The organism is Nitrospirota bacterium, from assembly GCA_040752355.1.
GTDB lineage: Bacteria > Nitrospirota > Thermodesulfovibrionia > Thermodesulfovibrionales > Dissulfurispiraceae > JBFMCP01.
In genome coordinates this window covers 25,849-42,197 of the sequence record JBFMHE010000018.1, presented here as the reverse complement: position 1 = coordinate 42,197, position 16,349 = coordinate 25,849, and the positions used below count along the sequence as shown (strand labels likewise).

General features: G+C 58.3%; 19 protein-coding genes. 9 read left to right on the top strand and 10 right to left on the bottom strand.

Annotated elements, in window-relative coordinates; genetic code table 11:
- Positions 1-2 precede the first annotated feature (2 nt).
- Positions 3-542 (bottom strand): N-acetyltransferase family protein, encoded by a 540-nt coding sequence (locus tag AB1805_12885; protein ID MEW5746320.1) that lies wholly within the window; start codon positions 540-542, stop codon positions 3-5.
- Between the two features lie 332 nt (positions 543-874).
- Positions 875-2,560 carry an energy-dependent translational throttle protein EttA gene (ettA, locus tag AB1805_12880; protein MEW5746319.1) on the bottom strand — a complete coding sequence of 562 codons (1,686 nt, stop codon included), beginning with the start codon at positions 2,558-2,560 and terminating at the stop codon, positions 875-877.
- Between the two features lie 221 nt (positions 2,561-2,781).
- Between ettA and AB1805_12875 the strand changes: the two genes are divergently transcribed.
- Entirely contained in the window at positions 2,782-3,114 is a 333-nt protein-coding gene (locus AB1805_12875) for a hypothetical protein (protein ID MEW5746318.1), read from the top strand.
- A gap of 341 nt (positions 3,115-3,455) precedes the next feature.
- On the opposite strand, the gene AB1805_12870 is transcribed toward AB1805_12875, so the two are convergent.
- A complete protein-coding gene (locus AB1805_12870; GenBank protein MEW5746317.1) occupies positions 3,456-4,511 on the bottom strand; it encodes a substrate-binding domain-containing protein in 1,056 nt (351 codons plus the stop codon).
- Between the two features lie 381 nt (positions 4,512-4,892).
- Here AB1805_12870 and AB1805_12865 point away from each other — a divergent pair, with 381 nt between their 5' ends.
- Both AB1805_12865 and AB1805_12860 read left to right on the top strand, forming a co-directional pair.
- Positions 4,893-5,756, top strand: a complete 864-nt coding sequence (locus AB1805_12865) for a hypothetical protein (GenBank protein MEW5746316.1) — start codon at positions 4,893-4,895, stop codon at positions 5,754-5,756.
- A gap of 204 nt (positions 5,757-5,960) precedes the next feature.
- Positions 5,961-6,485 carry a hypothetical protein gene (locus AB1805_12860; GenBank protein MEW5746315.1) on the top strand — a complete coding sequence of 175 codons (525 nt, stop codon included), beginning with the start codon at positions 5,961-5,963 and terminating at the stop codon, positions 6,483-6,485.
- On the opposite strand, the gene AB1805_12855 is transcribed toward AB1805_12860, so the two are convergent.
- Positions 6,376-6,948 (bottom strand): phospholipase D family protein, encoded by a 573-nt coding sequence (locus tag AB1805_12855; GenBank protein MEW5746314.1) that lies wholly within the window; start codon positions 6,946-6,948, stop codon positions 6,376-6,378. The two genes, AB1805_12860 and AB1805_12855, sit on opposite strands and share 110 nt — an antisense overlap.
- A gap of 170 nt (positions 6,949-7,118) precedes the next feature.
- On the opposite strand from AB1805_12855, the gene AB1805_12850 reads away from it, so the two are divergent.
- The 4 genes from AB1805_12850 to AB1805_12835 all read left to right on the top strand — a co-directional run bounded on the left by AB1805_12850 (position 7,119) and on the right by AB1805_12835 (position 10,320).
- On the top strand, positions 7,119-7,733 hold the full coding sequence (locus tag AB1805_12850) for a flavodoxin family protein (protein MEW5746313.1): 615 nt from the start codon (positions 7,119-7,121) through the stop codon (positions 7,731-7,733).
- A gap of 177 nt (positions 7,734-7,910) precedes the next feature.
- Complete coding sequence (locus tag AB1805_12845) at positions 7,911-8,627, top strand: hypothetical protein (protein ID MEW5746312.1); 717 nt, start codon at positions 7,911-7,913, stop codon at positions 8,625-8,627.
- Positions 8,624-9,775 (top strand): M48 family metalloprotease, encoded by a 1,152-nt coding sequence (locus AB1805_12840; protein ID MEW5746311.1) that lies wholly within the window; start codon positions 8,624-8,626, stop codon positions 9,773-9,775. Before AB1805_12845 ends, AB1805_12840 begins: the two co-directional genes overlap by 4 nt.
- Complete coding sequence (locus AB1805_12835; protein ID MEW5746310.1) at positions 9,772-10,320, top strand: hypothetical protein; 549 nt, start codon at positions 9,772-9,774, stop codon at positions 10,318-10,320. The genes AB1805_12840 and AB1805_12835 overlap by 4 nt, the downstream gene beginning before the upstream one ends.
- A 94-nt stretch (positions 10,321-10,414) precedes the next feature.
- Here AB1805_12835 and AB1805_12830 read toward each other — a convergent pair whose 3' ends face one another.
- On the bottom strand, positions 10,415-10,678 hold the full coding sequence (locus AB1805_12830) for a CopG family transcriptional regulator (protein MEW5746309.1): 264 nt from the start codon (positions 10,676-10,678) through the stop codon (positions 10,415-10,417).
- On the bottom strand, positions 10,656-10,874 hold the full coding sequence (locus AB1805_12825; protein MEW5746308.1) for a BrnT family toxin: 219 nt from the start codon (positions 10,872-10,874) through the stop codon (positions 10,656-10,658). The genes AB1805_12830 and AB1805_12825 overlap by 23 nt, the downstream gene beginning before the upstream one ends.
- On the opposite strand from AB1805_12825, the gene AB1805_12820 reads away from it, so the two are divergent.
- Positions 10,770-11,156 (top strand): hypothetical protein, encoded by a 387-nt coding sequence (locus AB1805_12820; protein MEW5746307.1) that lies wholly within the window; start codon positions 10,770-10,772, stop codon positions 11,154-11,156. The two genes, AB1805_12825 and AB1805_12820, sit on opposite strands and share 105 nt — an antisense overlap.
- A 50-nt stretch (positions 11,157-11,206) precedes the next feature.
- Here AB1805_12820 and AB1805_12815 read toward each other — a convergent pair whose 3' ends face one another.
- The gene (locus AB1805_12815; GenBank protein ID MEW5746306.1) at positions 11,207-12,151 is read right to left on the bottom strand and encodes a transposase; all 945 of its coding nucleotides are present in this window, start codon (positions 12,149-12,151) and stop codon (positions 11,207-11,209) included.
- 379 nt (positions 12,152-12,530) lie between these two features.
- Between AB1805_12815 and AB1805_12810 the strand changes: the two genes are divergently transcribed.
- Positions 12,531-12,770 (top strand): hypothetical protein, encoded by a 240-nt coding sequence (locus tag AB1805_12810; protein ID MEW5746305.1) that lies wholly within the window; start codon positions 12,531-12,533, stop codon positions 12,768-12,770.
- A 47-nt stretch (positions 12,771-12,817) separates the two neighbouring features.
- Here AB1805_12810 and rodA read toward each other — a convergent pair whose 3' ends face one another.
- Genes rodA through AB1805_12795 form a run of 3 tightly spaced genes read right to left on the bottom strand, consistent with a single transcriptional unit; the run spans position 12,818 to position 16,332 of the window.
- Entirely contained in the window at positions 12,818-13,945 is a 1,128-nt protein-coding gene (gene rodA, locus AB1805_12805) for a rod shape-determining protein RodA (protein MEW5746304.1), read from the bottom strand.
- Entirely contained in the window at positions 13,938-15,788 is a 1,851-nt protein-coding gene (mrdA, locus tag AB1805_12800) for a penicillin-binding protein 2 (GenBank protein ID MEW5746303.1), read from the bottom strand. The genes rodA and mrdA overlap by 8 nt, the downstream gene beginning before the upstream one ends.
- Before the next feature lie 43 nt (positions 15,789-15,831).
- A complete protein-coding gene (locus AB1805_12795; protein MEW5746302.1) occupies positions 15,832-16,332 on the bottom strand; it encodes a hypothetical protein in 501 nt (166 codons plus the stop codon).
- Positions 16,333-16,349: the final 17 nt, after the last annotated feature.

The following is a 16,349-nucleotide window of genomic DNA, read 5'->3' as shown; positions in this document are numbered from 1 at the left end:
CCTCAGATGAACTTCTGCATCCAGACGACGTCGAACTCTTTCCCGAACTTCCTGCCGATCCTCTCGAACCGGCCGCACTCGGCGAAACCCCGCCGCCGATGGAAGGCGATGATACCCTCGTCCTGGGAAGAGAAGCTCGCGAGCAGGGTCGTGATCCCCATCTTCCGCGCTTCCTCTATGAGGGCGTCCATGAGCATGGTCCCGAGCCCCCGGTGCAGATAGGCGGGGGCAATGAAGTACGCCATCTCGGCGGTCTTGGAGAAGGCCGACGCATGGTGATGCTCTTTCAGCAGGCCGAAGCCGACGACTTCGGCGGTATCCCCTTCGATTACGTAAAAGGCCTGTCCGCAGGTCATGTTCCTGAGCCTGTCGAAGAAGCGGAGGGTGGTCGATTCTACGGGGTAGGCGGAGAAGCTGTGCTCTACGTAGTGGTTGAAGATACCGATGATCTTCATGCCGTCCGATTCACGCACCCGGCGGATGGTGAACTTCATGAGCGCGCCGGGCTCGGACTCGGGCTGGTTTCTGGGTGAGCCGTTCACTGCAGGCATATCTCCCTCGATGGTTATTTCTCCGCGTGAGCACGGAAAAAGTAAGCGTTAATACCGTCGATGGGGCGCCGACCGTCCCGGACAAAGGGGAGCAGGAGAAGCGCAGATCGTACGGCGAGCGCGCCGGCATGGACGATCAGGGAATACAGCCCATCGAAATGTCTCTTGTTACAAAGAATATTGTACATTTTAATAGGCCTATTATTCAAATTTATTTAGAGCCGCGGACACAATGAACGGGGAGAGGGGGCGGGGTATAGTACGCTCGACTCATTACCGCTCGCATACCATTCCCCGCCCCCTCTCCAGTGCTCTTGTTTCTTTTACCCTCTCGTCAGATGCCGGTACTTTATGCGGTGGGGCTGGTCGGCGGCGGCGCCGAGCCGGGCCTTGCGGTCCTCCTCGTACTCGGTGTAGTTCCCGTCGAACCAGACCACCTTGCTGTCGCCTTCGAAGGCGAGGATGTGCGTGGCGATGCGGTCGAGGAACCACCGGTCGTGGCTGATGACCACGGCGCAGCCGGCGAAGTTCTCGAGCGCCTCTTCGAGGGCGCGCATGGTGTTCACGTCGAGGTCGTTCGTCGGCTCGTCGAGCAGGATGACATTGGCCCCTTCCCGCAGCATGCGGGCCAGGTGCACGCGGTTCCGCTCGCCGCCCGAGAGCATCGAAACCTTCTTCTGCTGGTCGCTGCCGGAGAAGTTGAAGCGCGCCACGTAGGCACGGGAGTTGACCTCCTTCTTGCCGAGCTGGATCATATCCTCCCCGCCGGAGATCACCTCCCATATCGTTTTGTCCGGGTCGAGGGTGCTGCGGCTCTGGTCCACATAGCCCAACGTGACTGTATCTCCCAGTCTGAAGGTCCCTGCGTCGGGCTTCTCCTGGCCGGTGATCATCCTGAAGAGCGTCGTCTTCCCTGCTCCGTTCGGTCCTATGACGCCGACGATGCCGCCGGGGGGCAGGGAAAAGGTCATCCCCTCCATCAGGATATTGTCTCCATACGATTTCGCCACGCCCTCGGCTTCGACAACGACGTTGCCCAGGCGCGGTCCGGGCGGAATGTATATCTCGAGCTCCTTCGCCTGCTTCTCGATATCCTGATTGAGCATCGCCTCGTAGGAGCTGATGCGCGCCTTCGACTTCGCATGCCGGCCTTTGGGCGACATCCTGATCCATTCGAGCTCGCGCTGGAGGGTCTTCTGCCGCTCGCTTTCGGCCTTCTCTTCCTGCTGCAGGCGGGTCCTCTTCTGCTCGAGCCACGACGAGTAGTTCCCTTTCCACGGGATGCCCTGTCCGCGGTCGAGCTCGAGGATCCATCCGGCCACATTGTCGAGGAAGTAGCGGTCGTGCGTTACGGCGATGATCGTGCCGGGGTAGCTCTGGAGATGGTGCTCGAGCCAGGCAACGGTCTCGGCATCGAGGTGGTTCGTCGGCTCATCGAGGAGCAGGATGTCAGGCTTCTGAAGAAGGAGCCTGCAGAGCGCCACCCGGCGCCGCTCTCCACCGGAGAGCACGTTGACCGGCGCATCTCCCGGCGGGCAGCGGAGGGCATCCATCGCCATCTCGAGCTTCGAATCGAGGTCCCATGCGTCGAGGGCATCGAGCTTTTCCTGCACCTTGCCCTGCCGCTCTATGAGCTTGCTCATCTCGTCGTCCGACATCGGCTCGGCGAACTTCTCGTTGATAGCATTATATTCGTTGAGGGTGTCGACGATCTCCCGGACCCCTTCCTCTACGATCTGCCTGACGGTCTTGCTCTCATCCAGCTGCGGCTCCTGTTCGAGGAGCCCCACGGTATAACCGGGAGAGAGCGCGATCTCGCCGTTGAACTCCTTGTCTCTTCCCGCCAGGATGCGGAGCAGGGAGCTCTTCCCCGACCCGTTCAGGCCGATGACCCCGATCTTGGCGCCGTAGAAGTAGGAGAGGTAGATATCTTTCAAGACCGGCTTCTTGTCGTAATACTTGCTCACCCCTACCATGGAGTAGATCACTTTGTTCGGTTCGGTGCTCATTATTGTTCAGGTCCTTTCTTTGAAGATGGGCAGAGGCTGCTGTCTTCCGCTCCGCTGAAACACATACAAACAGAAAGTATAGCACAATGACGAGCGGTTCTAAGTAGGCTTTCCCCTACAGGCGCAGCCGGAGGAATGTAGGCTTTTCCCTTCACGTCCCGTGCTAAGTACCTGCTTTTACACATTTCAGAAGCTGGTATCGCACTTGCACTTAGGGGATCGTGAAACAGCCCAAGGCAGTTGATACGGACGGGGTTCTGGCAGCGGCGCTGCTGGCGTCGGGGATCGGGAGCGCAGCGCTCGGCATCTCCAGCATAGTAGTCGCTGCCGTTGCGCCGCTGAAGCAGATGATGACGCTGTACGACCGCACCAGTCTCCTGGGCGGAAAGGCGCTCCTCTCGCTCGCGCTCTGGGCTATCTCCTGGGCTGTTCTCCACTTCCGGTGGCAGTACAAGCAAAAGGACTTCTGGAAGATATTCAGGGTGACGATCGTCCTCGATCTGCTGGGGCTCGCCGCGTCCCTTCAGCCGATATCCGACGCCTTCGCAAAATAGCTGAAGCCTTCAGGCCCCGGGAATGCGGCATCCGGGGCCCCTTTTTTGCGCCTGCCACGGCAGCGCAGCATGAAAACCGTTAAACTTCCGTACGTTTCCCCCGATAGATAAAGTGCTGCTGGTCGTACGATAGCACTGCTGAGGAGTGCTACGGTATTCCGAGACAAGGAGGAAGCGTATGGCGTGCAAGACCGGAAGTAAGAAGAAGACCTGTGGCGCCAAGAAGGCCACAGCAAAGAAGCGCGTAGTGAAGAAGAAATAACCGCAGAGAATCTTCGCGGGTAATTACCTGAAAGGGAGAGGGCTTCAGCCCTCTCCCTTTCATTTTCAGCCCGGAGCGCCTATTTCCCGGCAGCGCGTTCCTCTGCCGTCACCTGCTCCATGCCGTAGAGCGCGAGTATCCTCGCGGCCTCCGGCGACCGGAGGAAGTCTATCCAGGCGCGGGCGGCACCGGGATTGCGTGCATCGCGCGCGACAGCAGCGGCCTGGAGCCCCTCCTGGTTGTACTCTTCCTCGATAGCGGTATGCGTTATCGGCATGCCGATCGACTCCTGGAAAATGGCCTCGCTGATCCAGACCGGCCCTGCGTCCACCTTGCCCTGCATGATCCAGAGCGGTGTCTGGCGGTGGTGGATGTCGGTGATGATCGCTTCCCCGCGCTTCACCTTCTCTTCGTAGACCTCATGCACGAGGTCATCCCCGCCTGCCGCGCGGAGGGCATCCATGATCGTGCGCGCCACGCCTTCGGTCTCGGGGTTCGGAAGGGCCACCCGCACGCCGGGACGGGCGAGGTCCTTGAGCGAGGCGATGCCCTTGCGGTTCTCCTTCGGCACCATGATCGCGAGCGTGTTCCTGATAAAGGGCGCCACCGGCTCCCTGAGTATCCCCGCTTTCACCAGATCCCTGAGCCGCTGCGGTCCTGCCTGCACCACGTCGGGCTGCACGGCGAGGGTCAGGTTGCCCACCGTGATCGCATTGCCCTGCTTGAGCTGCCGCTCGATGATGCCGGGAGGGAGCGTCTCGTAGAAGACCTTTCCCTTCAACGCCGGATACTGCTCCTGGAAGGCCTGCACCAGGCGGTTCATGGCGAAGAAGTAGTTCCCCCCGGCGAATATGACGAGCCTGGCCTCGAAGGGATTGCCGTGGAAGTCGGGCATGTTCTCGACCTCGGGGACCGTGAACTCGACGCCCCGGTTCAGTGCCCCGCTTTTTTCATCGATCCAGGGAGGATACATCTCTTCCGGGGTCATCACGTCGAATTCCGTAGCCGATGCCGCACCTCTTGATTGCTGCTCCACCATCAGCATCACAAAAGGAACGAGTAGAAAGGGGAGCACCAGGATCAGGTAGACCGCGCGCTGCGTGGCGAACTGCTTTATCCTCTTCTCCTTTTCCATAGCCTATCCTTACGCCTCCTTTGTTTCATTGCGGACCGAATACAGTGATCCGGCGGTAGAGGTATGGATTATGAGAGCGCCGCTGAATGCGTACTGCGGCTGCTACGGGTGCGGGCTGCTATCCTTGGCAGGATGATCGTGAAGCGAGAGCGGCGCATACAGGATCGAGGAAGCTCTGTGACCCGTTCCTGCTTAAATTCTTTCAGGAAAGGAATGTGGAGTCAAGGAGGAAGAGTGCTCTTCTGTTTGTATGCCCTCGTTTTTGGTGATACACTTTTATACAGGAGCTTTCTTCCTCTTTCCGATATTCTTTAGAGGCTCATGCTCTCTTTTACATGGTAAACGGCCCGGTGGTATCGGGCGTGCGACAGGAGCGCTTTCATGGCGGCATCGAAAGAGTCGAGCACCTATGAATTCGTCGAAGAGCTTGCCGGCGGCACGAACCTTAATTTCATCATCAGGGAGAGAGCGACCTCCGCCGTATGGGCGTGCAAGATCTTCAAAAACTCCAAAAGCTTCGCGAAGGACCATGCCGACCTGAACGACAGGGCCGTGCTGGCGCACCGGCTGGCGATGAAGACAGGGACCTGCGTGCCCGAGGTGAGACTGATCGACGCCTCACAGGTCGCGTTCTCTCCTGCCTTCGACACCTTTCTGACGAGGTACGCCGAAGACACCATCATGCAACGCAAGCTGCTGCTCGAGGAGTTCGGGGGCCTTGCGCTCGAGAACTTCCTGAAGATCGCGAAGCTGTCGAAGATAAGGAACCTGGAGCAGGTCCTGCACAACCTCGTCTTCAACGTATGGATCGGCAACTATGACTCGAAGGAGCACGATTACGTCGTCAACAACGATCTGATCTGCCATTCGATAGACTACAGCCTCACCGGGCCCGGGTTCGTGGATGACTACAGTCTCTCGATCGGCGCCTACTTCCAGACCTATGATTTCGATAACGTGACCGATACGGGCTGGGCAATAGCGGATGTACTGCTGGATGAGATAAAGCACAAGAGATATACCGTGGACTTTTTCCATCCCTTGATCTCCGTAATAGAGGGCCTGGACGCCGATACGATAAAGGACGCGTTCAAGGGGCTGAATTTCTACCGCTTCGGCACCACCGCGAGGATCAACGCCGCCTACATCGAGTTCCTGCTCGCCAGGAAGGAAAAGCTCCGCAGCGCGGTGAACGCCTGGTGCGAGGCGCACTACCCCAAAGGAAAACGCATCCCCGGGATCTAGAGCCCCTAACGAAATGAAGGAGCTTGGAGTCGGACGAGGTATAGTATGTGAGCGGTATTAGCAGCCCGAGTGGAATCATGGATGATGGAGCGGGCTGGTACCTCGGAGGCAAACAGGATGTTTGCCGAGAATGAGCGAACATACTGTGCCTCGTCTGACTCCCCTCCTCATTCTGTTAGACGCCCTTAGAGGGAGGTCTGCCCTATGCAATACAACTATTCGCCGCAACGGGATATCTCCGACCGGGAGATGGCGTTCGAGCGGGAGCGGCTGCTGAACCTCATCGAATGCAGGCTCCAGCGGCAGGAGCTCGGCCTGGCACAGGAGCATGCGGCGGAGCTCTTCAGCCGCGAGCGCGAGTTCGAGCTGCTCAGGAAGGGCCGGCAGCTCGCCCGGCTCAACCGCCTCTGCTCCAGGGCGATCTTCGCCCTGGCCTGCATCTTCTGCCTCTTCACCATAGGCACCGTGCTCAACATCGGCCGTTTCGTCATCACTGGAATCGGCGGCATCGCGCTTTCGGTACTCTCCGTCGTCTCGTTCGAAGCGTTCATCGCACGGCGCTATGAGAAGGCCATGACATCGCTCAGGGATTTCGAGGATGCGGAGCGGCAGCTCTTCATCAGGAAGGTGATCGAGCGGTGCGGGAAGGAGGCGGGCGGTACCGCTCGGAATGCTTCCTGTGCAGCTGCCAGTTTTCGAGGTAGACCTTCGCGAGCTCCTTCGACGTGATGATGAGCAGGTTTTCGGCGTTCTTTTCCTCGGCGGCTTTCGAGAAGTTGAAGCTGCCGGTGACGACCGTCTCCCGGTCGATGATCATGATCTTGCTGTGGGCGATGGCGTGCTCGGCGTCGATGTAGGTGGGGATGCCCATAGTATGCGCAAAGCCGGCGGAACTGTATTTCGCAGTCCGGTTGGACTTGTCCAGGACGATCTCGGTGCGGACCCCCCGCTTGTGCGCATCGGCGAGGGCTTTAACTATGGGCTCAGAGGTGAAGCTGTACGCCTGTACGAGGACCTCGGTGCGGGCGCTGCGGATCGCCTTGACGAGCGCATCGGTTGCGCCGCCGCGGGGGCTGAAGTAGACCCGGGCGGTAGTGTTGAGCGGTACGTCCGCTGCCTGTATGAACAGGGGAGCGAGGACAAGCAGTATAGAAAGACAGACCGCGATCCTGCTCTTCCGTGTAGAGACCATCGATCATTCCTGGTCCCCCCATTCACCGAACAATGAAATCGTTCGCTGTGATTGTATAGTATGGCGCTGCTCTTCTTCAAGGGAGCGTGGGCGCCTCTGCGCACTTGCCTAAAATGCGGCTGAGCAGTATAGTTCTAGGAGCATATGCCGTGAGCATCGAGGAGGAGACCATGAAAGCTATTGCCGTCAATGGAAGTCCGCGAAAGGGAGGAAACACCGAGATCCTGCTGCAAAAAGTGCTCGAGCCGCTTGCGGCTGCCGGATGGGAAACGGAGCTCATTCAGGTCGGCGGCAGAGACATCCGCGGCTGTATCGCCTGCTACAAATGTTTCGAGAATAAGGACCTTCGCTGCGCGGGGAGAAACGATATAGTTAACGATTGCATGGAGAAGATGGTCGCCGCCGATGCCCTTATCCTCGGGTCACCCACCTATTTCACCGATGTCAGCGCCGAGCTCAAGGCGCTGATCGACCGCTCCGGGCTCGTCGCGCTGGCGAACGGCAGGGCCTTCCGCGGCAAGATCGGCGCCGCGGTCGTTGCAGTCAGGCGGGGCGGCGGCACGCATGTCTTCGACAGCATCAATCACCTGTTCCTTATGTCGGGAATGATCATCCCGGGCTCCACGTACTGGAATCTCGGCTTCGGGCTCGATAAGGGCGCTGTCCTCAACGACGGGGAGGGGCTGAAGAACATGCGCAATCTCGGCGAAACCATCGCCTGGCTCGGCAGAGCGATCAAACCGCACCTCGACAGCTTTCCGCAGGCAGGCAACACCGAGGGGTAATTCCGTTAGAGCTCATCGTATAATGCAACGTTGCAAGACGTGAAACTGTTCGAGCAACAATAAAGCCAAGGGAGTTCAAAGCCCGAGACCTGATCCTGCTACTCGCACCTCTGGTCAAAAAGGACTTGAGGATGGTAAGATACCCTTCATTTGTGGCAGGCTGCACAGGAGGCGACGATGCGTTTCGGAAAAGAGGGTTTGGTCCTGCTGCTGCTCCTCTCCGCATTCCTTACCGCGGCCGGGTGCGTGCCCAAGTCTTACCGGGCGCACCCCGATCTTGCGCTGCATCTGAAAGATATCAAGACACACGGCCTGGTGCCTCCCGATATCAAGGTGTACGAATTCACCGCAGGAGGCGTTCACGAGTTGCGGGACGACTGGTGTGATATCGGCCGGCAGAATACGGCGAAAGCGGTCGCGGAGGAGCTCAAGGAGCGGTCCATGGGGGTCAAGGCGATTCCCGTGGACAAGGAGATCGAGACGGAGCTGGAAGAGATCCAGGCGCTCTACCGGGCGGTCAGCCTGAGCATCCAGTGGCACACCTATGGCCCCTTTTTGTTCCCCGAGAAACAGAAGAACTTCGACTATTCGCTCGGCCCCGTTAAACACCTGCTCCAGAAGAACGGCGCCGATACCCTGCTCTTCATCGACGGTTTCGACGAGATCTCGACCGGCGGCAGGAAGGCGCTGATCGTCGTCGGCCTTTTAACGGGCATTGTCCCCAGGTCCGGCGTGACCGCCATGAGCTCCGCCGTGGTCGATACAGAGGGGAAAATACTATGGTACAACGTGAAAGGCAGCCAGGCGCAGCACGATCTCCGGAACTACGATAGCGTATGCCGGCTCGTCGACTCGCTGCTCGCCGACCTGCCGAAAGCCGGCTCCGGCCGATGAGCGCTGCAGCCGCGCTCTGCCTGCTCGTCCTCGTTCTCGCAGGCTGCGCAACGACCAACCTCGCTCCGGTAACGACCGGCTCCTTTGCCATGGAAGAGGATGAGCAGCGGCTCTGGGCACGGGTGGAGAAGGAGCAGGCAGCCCTCGAGAAGAGCGGCATCATTTATAGCAATGAGGAGATCGAGCGCTACCTGAACGAGATCGCCCGGAGACTCCAGCCGCCCGATGTCGTCAAAGCGATACCCTTCACCGTGAAGGTCATCAACAACTACCACCTCAATGCCTTCGCCTTCCCCAACGGCGCACTATACATCCATACGGGCATCCTCGCCAGGATGGAGAACGAGGCGCAGCTCGCCACCCTCCTCGCCCACGAGATGACGCACGCCACCCACCGCCATACCGTGAAAGCGTTCAGGGACATCAAAAACAAGACCGCCTTCCTGGCTGCCTTCCAGGTCACCTTCGGCGGGTTCGGCGGACTCGCGGCCATCGGCACGCTGGCTGCGGTAACCGGCTATTCGCGGGAGCTCGAAACAGAGGCGGATATGGAGGGCCTGCAGGCAATGGTCCGCGCCGGCTACGACCCCACCGAAGCGCCCAAGCTCTTCATCCATCTCAAGCAGGAGGTAGAGGAAGAAGAGATAAAAGAACCGTTCTTCTTCGGAAGCCACCCGCGCCTCAAGGAGCGCATAGAGAATTATGAGACATTCCTTCAGGAATACGGCCGGAAGACGGGCGTGAAGAACGCCGAGATCTTCTTCGCCAAGACCGGCGGCGTCATCCTCGACAACGCCCTGCTCGACCTGAAAGCAGGCCGCTTCAAGAGCGCGCAAAGGGGCATAGAACGGTATCTGGCCGTGCGGCCGAACGATGCGAAGGCGCACTACCTTCTGGGAGAAGTGTTCAGGCAGAGGGGCGAAAAGGACGATGCGGAAAAAGCGCGAGCCTGCTACGCAAAGGCGATCTCCGCTGATCCAACGTATTCAGACCCGTACAAGGGGCTGGGGCTGGTGCATTACAAGAGCGGCGAGAGAGCGCTCGCCCAAAAGCACCTGAAGAGCTATCTCGCCCTCGCTCCCGCTGCTCCGGATAGAGCATATATCGAGGAATACATACGACAGTGCGAAGGAGGAGACAGGAAGTGAGGAAATACATTCTGCTGTGCCTGGTCTTTCTGACCGGCTGCGCGCCGTGGCTGCAGGTCGGGGGCCTCTACGAGTCAGGAGAGCACAACTTTTCCGTCGAGCTCCCCGAAGGGTGGATGCGATTGAACACCAGCGAGCATCTGCTCATCACGCGCGACGGCGTGCTGCTGCAGAACATTATTGTAGAAAAGATCGGTAACGATAAAAAGCTGGAGCATACGAAAAAGAAATTTGCAAAAGGCATGCTCCCCCAGGAGAGCGCCGAAGTCGCGCTCGATAACATCAGCTCGAACCAGGATGTCGTGAACCTCGCCGTAACGGAAAACGTGCCTGCTAAAATCGGAGGATATCCCGGCTTCAAAGCCGTGTTCACGTACAAGACAAAGGACGGACTGAAGAAAAAGAGCGTCTACTACGGATTCATGCTCGGCGAATGGTTCTACGGCATACGCTACACTGCTGCCCAGCGCTACTACTTCGACAAGGACATCGCCACCTTCGAGAAGGTGCTCGCCAGCTTCAAGGTGACGAAGGGGGGGAAGTGACAGGGGAAAGCTCCTTACCCCTCAGTGCTGTTATGTACGATGAAAGACCCGGTCCCAGCCCTGCTTGCGGGGTCCACCTCTGATATGAAGCTTACTAAGTTTTGCTGGTTGCCTTTTCCTGCTTTACCCGCTCGTGGAGCCATACCTTTATTAGTGCACCTCTGTCGACGCCTATTCGTTCACGGATAGTATCTATGTCATTAACGAGTGACTCGGCAACGTCCAGGGTGATGCGTACTTTTTTGCCTGGACGGGTAATGGCAGCCTTGGACATATCGAGTAGATCGTGGATGTCCTCACCTGAGTCGAATCGACGATCAAACTCTTTTGCGCTTTTAGCGAGAGCTTTCTTTTTCATATAATGCAGCCTCCTTTTCTCTGGAACGCCTGACCGAGATGATGCGGATTACCTCGCTCCGCATGGTATATACAGCCGTCCACAATTTGTCGTGAAGCTTCCCTATGATAATGCTCCGCTCCTCTACCGGGTGCGGTGCGTCAATCTGTATGCGGCTTTCGTCAAGCCAGAGTTCCTGCGCTGTCTCGAAATCGATATCGTGTTTCTCTTTATTCGTGGCACTTTTTATAGGGTCCCATTCGAATTTCATGACAAATTATACAAAATATGGGCAAATTTTGTACAGATAGCTTCAAGAAGTGAGATCAGTGCAAAAATGAACAGCACAGAAGGTAAGCTATGCCGCCCGAAGCTCGACTTCCTGTCCTCCGGCTTTTCAAAAAGCAAGGACGATTGCAGCCCGGAAGGGCTCTTTCTCATTCCCGGCGAGATTGCCGATGACCTGCGGGAAATCGAAGCGGCGCTAAAAAGGACGTGAAACGTGAATTGTGTCGTCTATAGGGTCATGTGTCGTCTATAGGGTCAGGTCTACACATTTGACCATTGGAGCGTTCTCTTCATCTGTTTTAATTTCTTCTGCAATCGTACATCCTTCTCAAGAACAAATCCGAACCGACGGCTTGCCTGCGATACGGCTGACTCTCCGATGCCGAAATATCTCCCGATCTCCCTGAGGGACAGCCCACTGTGTCGATGGCTCAGATAGAGCGCCGCTTTCCTCGAAAGCTCTGTTTCCGCTCCAAACTCCTGATCCGCAACATTAATGATCTCCTCAATCGACCTTCTGGTCAATGCTTTCAGCGCAGGAATATCACGCCCTCCCTTTCTCCCGCTGAGATATAGCTCTTTTACTTTACCGATAAATTCAGCGCTCCCCAGTATTACCGCTGCTACCGTCTCTTTTAACGGATCATTCACGGCAGCATCTGTTTCTGACTTCACGAAACCACGGTACGCTCGCTGCGCATCGGCCCCTCCTTTTCCAAAATACTGAAGCAGCCATTCGATAGTACACCACCAGGGAGCCTTCTGAGCACCGGCATAGTACCGATAGCTTGACCATGGGTACTTTTCCGGTCTGTCGACAAGCCCTGCCCTGACTGGATTCAGATGAATGTATCGGGACAGCGCTCCTGCATACTCATCGGCCTCCACAAGAATCGCTTTATACCTTCCTTGAAACAGATGCCCTGCTCTCTGGTGCCGCCTATTGAAATAAGCAGTAAATGCTCCATTGATATGTCGCATGGTCTGTGAGAGGTTCCCCGCAGGGGTTTCGATGAGAAGATGGTAATGGTTGTCCATCAGACAGAAGGCGTGGATAACCGCTTGGTACCGCTCAACAGCAGATTCAAAATAACACAGCAACTTCTCCCTATCGGCGTTATCCCTGAAGATGTCTTTCCGCTCGTTTCCCCGAGCCGTAATATGATAGAATGCACCTTTGAACTCTATTCTCAGCGGCCGTGCCATAGGTGCCATACATACTACAGAAACAACCAGCATCTGTCAAGAGTGTAGACCTGACCCTTTTCCCTACCTTTGACCCTTTTCCCTACCTTTTCCCTAAGACATGTTTCGGTACGTGGCCCGAGAGGGGAAACCGTTCCAGCCTGAGTATCGCGGCGTCGAATGCATCGAGGAATTTCGAAGCTGCTCCGGGAGCGTCAACCTCCCGACATGAAGGGAATATCCTGCATTCCCGGAAGCGTTGTTTGTATGCTCTTCGCTTCACCCCTGCGCGCAACTCCCTGCTTTGGATGACCTCCCGATGTGGTACGGCGCTTGCTCCTTTGCAGGACGGGGAAGGGAGCGAAACCTTTTCGCCCCACAAAGGGGAGCAGGAGGCGGTATGGTAAACGGGGTGACTCTGTCGTACGAGCTGAGGGTGCGGCGCCTTCAGCCGCAGCCTCGCGCCGCGGGAGGAGCCGGAGAGGTGAACCGGTATGGAGACAGCGCCTATTACGTGAGCCTTAACGAAAGGGAGAGCGCTCCGTTCGAGGGGCTCTATTTTCAGAAGGCGAGCGAGGCGTATGCTCCGGAGAGCGGGCAGAAGAAAAAGATAAAAGGCAGCGTCGATATCTTCGCGTAAACTGTTCCCTGCCTACGGCTTATGGCCTGCAGTCTATGGCCTGCAGTCTATGGATAGAAGAGTTCGAAGCGGCGGGTCCTGATATTGATGAGCACCCCGGCGGCGATGAAGTTGCTCAGCAGCGCCGTGCCGCCGTAGCTCACGAAGGGCAGCGGCACGCCGACGACCGGGGCCATTCCCATGGTCATGCCGATGTTGACCGAGAAGTAGACGAAGAACATCGCGGTGATGCCGATCGCCATGAGCTTGCCGAATTCGTCCTTTGCCTTGTAGGCGGTATCGAGCCCGCGCAGGAAGAGCGCGAAATAGATGCACAGCAGCAGCAGGCTCCCGACAAACCCCCACTCTTCGGCAAAGACCGCGAAGATGAAGTCGGTATGTTTCTCGGGGAGGAACCGGAGCGGCCCCTGGGTCCCCTGCATATAGCCCTTGCCCGTGAACCCTCCCGAGCCGATCGATATCTTCGACTGGTTTATGTGATAGCCGATGCCTGCCGGATCGACCTCGGGGTCCATGAACGCGATGATGCGGTTCTTCTGGTAATCCTTGAGCCCCTCCCAGAAGATATGGCCGAGGAAGGGAATCGAGATGATGCCGATGACGAGCACGATCGTGATGATCTTCCTGCTGATCCCTTTTGCGAGGGACAGGGCGACGAAGATCGACGAAAGGAGAATGGCGGTGCCGAGGTCGGGCTGCTTGATCAGCAGGGCCAACGGAAGGATGGCGAAGATGATGATGCTCTTTGCGGAGAGCTTCCTCTGCAGCTGGTCTCCCGAACCGGTCAGGTAGGCGGAGAAGGCGGCGATGAAGATCATTCTGAAAAACTCCGAGGGCTGGAACGAGAAAAAGCCGAGGCTGAGCCAGCGCTGGGCGCCCAGGCTCGAGCGCCCTGCAACGAGGACCGCCACGAGGAGCAGCAGGCCGATAGCGTAAAGAGGGTAGGCGACCCGGGAGAGCCACTTGTAATCGAAAAATACGATGGTGAAAAGCGCTGCCACGCTTATGAGCAGCCACAGGACCTGCCGCATATAGAAGTCCGAATGCTCTCCCACGCCCAGGGGAGGCCGCGTGGCGCTATAAATGGTCATGATGCCGATGAGGGCGAGGCTGACGATGAGCGCAAAGGTGAGCCAGTCGAAATTCTTGCCCAGCCGGCGGTCAACCTTAATCATGGGAGTCTCGCACTCCCGGGGCCGGGGCTGCGGGAGCTGCGGTCTGCAGCATCTTCGGACCTGGCGCACCCGGCTCCTTATTCCCGGGAGGGGCGCCTGCTTCCGTCTCCGGCTTCTGTTTCACGAAATACGCTTCGATCGCTTTCTTCGCCACAGGGGCTGCTGCGGAGCCGCCGTGGCCGCCGTGCTCGACGAATACGGCAAGGGCTATCTCGGGCGTCTCGACAGGGGCGAAGGCGACGAACCACGCATGGTCCATATGGTGCTCCGCCTTTGTCTCCTTCTTCTTCCCGACCACCTGCGCAGTCCCCGTCTTGCCGCCGATCAGGACCACCTGCGACATCGAGCCGTGGGCCGTGCCGCCGGGCTCGTTCACCACACCCGACAGCGCGTCCTTTACCATGCTTATGGTCTCCGGCTTGAGCGCGACCCTGCCTACGGGTTGGGTCCCGCCCTTCTCGAAGGTGAGGGGATGGATATCGCCGCCGTTGATGAAGATCGACATCATATTGGCCATCTGAATAGGGGTCGTCGTCACATATCCCTGGCCGATAGCCGCAATATAGGTCTCCCCGAGATACCAGGGCTGCTTGAACCGTTCCTGCTTCCACTGCGTGCTCGGAATGATGCCCTTCCGCTCCTTTATCGAGAGATTGAGGCCGGTCTCTTTGCCGAGACCCAGCGCCGTCGCGTACTGGTGAATCTTGTCGATGCCGAGCCGTCTGCCGACTTCATAAAAGTAGGTGTCGCAGGACTCGACGAGCGCCCGGTGGAAATCGACGCTCCCGTGCCCGCCTTTCTTCCAGCAGCCGAAGGTCCATCGCCCGTACCCGACTCCCCCGGTGCAGGTGATCCGCTGCTGGGGGTCGATGCTATTCTCCTCGAGCGCGGCAGCGCCGGTGATGATCTTGAAGGTCGAGCCCGGCGGATACTGACTCTGGATCGCCCGGTTCAGCATCGGCTTCTTCTTGTCTTCCATGAGCGCTACCCAGTCCTGGTACTTTATGCCCCGTGAAAAGATGTTGGGATCGAAGGAGGGGAGGCTCTCGAGCGCGAGGATCTCTCCCGTGTCGGGCTTTATCGCGACCAGCGCCCCTGCCTTTTCACCGAAGGCGTCCTCCACCGCCTGCTGGATATCGATATCGATGCTGAGCGTCACGTCATCGCCCTTGACCGCGGGCTTCTGCTGCACCATGCGCAATTCCCTGCCGAGGGCGTCGACCTCGATCAGCTTTTCCCCGGGGATTCCCCTCAAGACATTGTCGTACAGCCCCTCGATGCCCCATTGTCCTATGAGCCCGTCGGGCGGGAAGTTCTTGAGCTCGGGGGTCGCGAACTGGGCAGGCGTCATCTTGCCGAGATAGCCGATGACATGGCCGCCGGTCTTTCCGTATAAATACTCCCTGCCGACCTCGGTCTCGACGAAGAGGCCCGGGAAGTCCGACTTGCCCGCCTCGATCCGGGCGATCTCCTCGAAGTGCAGCCCCTGCTTGAGCTTCACCGGGATGAAGGGGCTGTTGTCTTTCCTGTCCCGCAGTGCCCCGATCTCCGCCGCCTCCACGCCGAGGAACGCGGCGAGGGCGCCGACATCGGCGCTCTTGAGGTTTTCGGGAAGGATAGAGACGCTGAAGAAGGGCACGTTCTTGACCAGCGCCTTTCCGTTCCGGTCATAGATAATGCCGCGCGGGGCCGGGGTCTTCACGATGCGGAGCCGGTTGCCCTCCGAGAGATTACGGTACCGTTCGCCCTCGAGGATCTGGAGCTGCCAGAGCTTGAAGGCGAAGAAGATGAAGACGAGGATGACCAGATAAGAGCTCAGTTGTATGCGCTTTGAAATCATCATGCGTGCTCCGCGATCTCTCCGCCCCGGTCACCGGCGTCGGGGATCATAGTCTCGACTGCTCCAGGGGCTTAATTATTATACCAAAGGGGATGTTCATCAGGGGTTGAATCAGCAGCACCTGGAGGGCGGTGACGCTGCCTACTTCTACGCCGGTAAAAAAGACTCTCGTGCCGATGAGCATGCCGCCGTCGAGGGAGGTGAAGACCGCGAGGATCACCCCGCCCCAGAGCGGGGTCCACCGGAAGACGAGATCGGTGAAGACGATCGAGGCGGTGAGCCCGAGCAGCCCCTTGCTCAGTACTCCCGGACCGATGATCGACCCCGAGAGGAGGTCCTCGACGAGCCCGACGGCCATACCGAAGAGCGTGCTCTCGAGCTCGGCCCTGGTGCTGGTATAGCCGTGGGTCGCGATCTCCTGCCTGCTCTTGAGCCCGAAGAGATAGACCAGGATGACCGTGCCGTTCACGAGCCCCTTGAGCGAAGAGAACTGCGTCTGGATCAGAAAGACGGCGGCTGCGAGCAGCACCCACTTAAGCGCCTTCACGCATGCCCTCCTGTCCT